Source organism: Okeania sp. SIO2B9, assembly GCF_010672505.1.
GTDB lineage: Bacteria > Cyanobacteriota > Cyanobacteriia > Cyanobacteriales > Microcoleaceae > Okeania > Okeania hirsuta.
Window position 1 is genome coordinate 1 of sequence record NZ_JAAHGK010000922.1, and the last position, 3,150, is coordinate 3,150.

The window sequence follows — 3,150 nt, forward strand, 5'->3', positions numbered from 1 at the left end:
TCTTAAGCAGAATTCAAAATACTGATTTCTGCTTAAGCGTTTTGCTTCATACTAAAAATTTAGTATGATTTCAGGATCTAAAATTTCAGACTTGACCAAAGACGACTACACCCTTGAGGAGAACTATAAAATAACAAATTCACTAATAATTTTAGAGCTAATTTTTCTGGGTTATCCTGGGAAGTATTTTCAGAGTATATGTGATATTGTTTATATGCTTTTTTAAATTTCTCAAGATATTCTCTTAATAAAGTAACTGATTGAGGTTTAGTATTTTGAGCAGCCACTTGTTCCATTAATGCTACTGCACGACGAATTAATGCTTGGTTTTGTTTTGCCAAGTGACATATAACTAAAATGAAAGATTTCGCTTCCTCTGTTTTCAGAGGTTGGTTTGCCGACATTCCCCGTTTTTCATCTACCACTAAAGTCAGTTCATCAGCTAACTTGGGAGATATATTCAATTTACTCGCTACTCGCAATATGCTGTCTGAATTAATTCCTGTTAAAACATTTAAGGCTAATAATTCCATGTCCAATTTTGTTCTAATCTGGTTTGACCGAACTTTTTTGGCCACAGTAGGCTGGGTATAATCTTGTCTCGAAGGCAGTATAAAAACTGAGGTATTGCCGGGAGCAGCAGATGTTACCATATTATAGACCTCTTAAAAATTTATTACAAGCACGTCTATTGTAGTCGTACTTTGCCAAATTGTGTCTACTATTCGGAAAACTTTATTTGACAAAATATTTATTAGACATCTCCTCCAAAAGAGGCAACAGGCAACAGGGAAAAATAATTGATAATTTATGGATAAGAATTGATTTGATTTTTGATTTTCACGCCTATGTCTATTTACCAATATTTTTTTTGAAAAATAATTGTTTGATTTCTGAATCAGTTAATAAGTATAATTTTGGCATTCAGACCATTATTCCGTAAAACTTTTAATAGTTGATCGGCCTCAAGACGACTACGAAAAGCTCCTGCCTGCATTACTGAATTACCATTAATATTCGTGGAAAAAGCATCTGGTACAAGCGATCGCAACTTATAGGTCTGAGCAGCATTATTGACATTAACAACTACTCGATAACGTAGACCCAAGGCCGCAGCACGACTTTGAGAATTACGACGTAAGGATAGTCTAGGCAAAGGGTTGGGATTAGGATTTTGATTTCTGCCAATACCAGGAGGTACATAACCCCCACGACCAAGGGGAATATTTGTGCTTGGTACAGATAGTAAACCAGGAGATGCAACTGGGGTAGTGGGTTCAAAACTTGGGTTAGTGCTGCTTGGAGGCAAATTTCGCCATCTTTCTAAAGTTCTGCTCCCTGACTCTGGTGGCGATACTGGTATTTCAATTGCTCGTGTATTCTGATAATTAGGATTAGTTTGTAGTAGTCTTTGTAAGTTGCCTTGATGAGTTGTTGTCTGGTAGGAATTTCCCCTAGACCTTGTAGTTTCTGGAGCTGGGACAGGGATAAGAATTGTCGTAGAATTTCCCGGTCTTTGTCGTGAAATAATACTATCAGAACTGTTCTGCCCCTGTAATTTTTCTGCTGAAGCTGAAATATTTGATTTCTTTGGGGTTGTCTGAATTTCTGGTTCAGTCGATGCAGTTTCCGTAACAGACTTTTCCTGGACAGACTCTGTTTCTCGATTTACTGTAGGGGTAGTTACAATATTCGGCAAAGGAGCAACTCGCGGGGGTGGAGCAATTTTCCCAGCAATGTCAATACTGCCATAATTACGACCGCCTCCTAAAGAATTTCCATAAGCAGGAAGAGTTTGACCTTTTACTGCATGATAAATATTATACCGAATGTTATTACGAATAGTATTACGACCAGGTTCTTGAGAATTACCTAGATCTGGTAATGATTTAGCGATCACTGCTACTCCATCCTGTCTATTACCCTCAATATAATTACCCCGCAAAATTGGGCGTGCATTTCCTTGAATAATAATCCCACTTTGATTTTCAATCAGACGGTTTCCCACTACTTTTGGAGCAGCATCATCAGATATTTTCATTCCAATACCAGTATTTTGAAACAAATTATCTCTAATTTCCGGCTGAGAATTATGATAAATTGTGATGCCACTTACGCCATTTTCATAGAAATTATTTTCCTGAATAATTGCTGTATTACTACCCGCTATAGAAATGCCATTTACAGTATTACCACTCAAAGTATTTTTACTAATAACACAACCACTAGATTCTATCCATAAACCATAACCTTGAAGATTAGGATTTATGACTGTTACGCCACTTAAATTAGATTCATTAGCAGCTACTATTGTAATATTTTTCCGATTTAAAGTCGGACTATTAAAATTACCTCCACCTTGAATCAAAACATTTTTTCCACGGTTAAAATAGTTACCTTTGATGGTAATTTTTGGCTGCAAAATTAAAGGGAATTTTTCACCTGTTCGTCTATTGTAAGTTCCAGGAGCAAGTAAAATTGTTGTGTGAGGTTGAGCAATTTTCAAAGCATAAGTAATAGTTTTCAAAGGAGCTGTTTTAGTACCATCTCCAGAGTCACTACCAATAGATGAACTAACATAAAGTACATTTATTTGAGAATTAGCTGGAGTTTCTGGGGATTGGGCTACTTGTTGTGAAAATGGTACTGCCAAACTTGCAGAAGTAAATACCCCTAGTAGCGCAGTGGCTAAAATAGGTGATAAAAAGTTGATTTTACGCAGTAAATTTGTTTGATTATTTTCCTGCGAAAAAAGGATAAATATTTGTTTCACGGCTTTCTTCCTAGGAAACTGTGACAGACAATTTAGTTATTATATTTTGTCAAGTATCTCTTATTATAGATGTTTTGAACAAATATTTTAATTTTTGTAAAGAGTAGGTTGATTTTTAAGGATAATGGATACCGCTTGAACAGTGATAAATAATTAGGCAGGAGTCAGGAGGGGAAAAAAGTTCTATCACGCGCTTAAGTGACCAGGTTATAAGTCTTAATGTATCTAGCAAAACTTATTTTTAGAGATAGAAATGGAACTTTGCAATTACCCAAAATTAGTTACTTTTGCCACCAGTTTTGCTCTTAAGAAACTTTACAAATACCTGCTTGTCGGTGGTATTTAGGGGAGTTTCACCGAAAAATTTTGGTAGTTAT

The 3,150-nt window shown here is 35.8% G+C and carries 2 protein-coding genes; both read right to left on the reverse strand.

All coding sequences use genetic code 11. From position 1 onward, the window contains the following. Positions 1-77: 77 nt before the first annotated feature. Entirely contained in the window at positions 78-653 is a 576-nt protein-coding gene (locus F6K13_RS25485; RefSeq protein WP_124146729.1) for a DUF3038 domain-containing protein, read from the reverse strand. 245 nt (positions 654-898) lie between these two features. Then, positions 899-2,773, reverse strand: a complete 1,875-nt coding sequence (locus F6K13_RS25490) for a DUF1565 domain-containing protein (protein WP_161564663.1) — start codon at positions 2,771-2,773, stop codon at positions 899-901. Positions 2,774-3,150: the final 377 nt, after the last annotated feature.